This is a genomic window from Chryseobacterium sp. SIMBA_029 (assembly GCF_046535275.1).
Lineage (GTDB): Bacteria > Bacteroidota > Bacteroidia > Flavobacteriales > Weeksellaceae > Chryseobacterium.
Genome location: NZ_JAWRXA010000048.1, coordinates 1 through 424, shown reverse-complemented (window position 1 = coordinate 424; position 424 = coordinate 1). Strand labels below are relative to the sequence as shown.

The window sequence follows — 424 nt, the reverse complement described above, 5'->3', positions numbered from 1 at the left end:
CTGAGAAACAAAAAAACCTTGTGGTCGAGATCGCATTGGAGCATCCCGGACTTTCCAGCCGAGAACTGGCTTACAAAATTACCGATGAGCAGGGTATTTTTATTTCAGAATCAAGTGTGTACAGAATTTTGAAAAAGCGGGGTCTGATTACCGCTCCTTCTCATATCCTGCTCTCAGCTGCTGATGAATTTAAAGATAAAACCAATTTTGTACATGAGATGTGGCAAACAGATTTCACTTATTTTAAGATTATCGGTTGGGGCTGGTACTATCTAAGTACCGTTCTGGATGATTACAGCCGTTATATTGTTCATTGGGAGCTCTGTAGAAACATGAAAGTGAATGATGTAAAAAGAACGGTAGATTCAGCTGTAATAAAGTAAGGGCTTAAAAAAGGACAGGTTCCTAAACTTTTATTTGATAA

The 424-nt window shown here is 38.4% G+C and carries 1 pseudogene; it reads left to right on the top strand.

Annotation, left to right across the window (positions count from 1 at the left end):
* Positions 1–374 (top strand): annotated as a pseudogene (locus SB679_RS23145) (DDE-type integrase/transposase/recombinase); the annotation flags it as partial.
* Positions 375–424 lie beyond the last annotated feature (50 nt).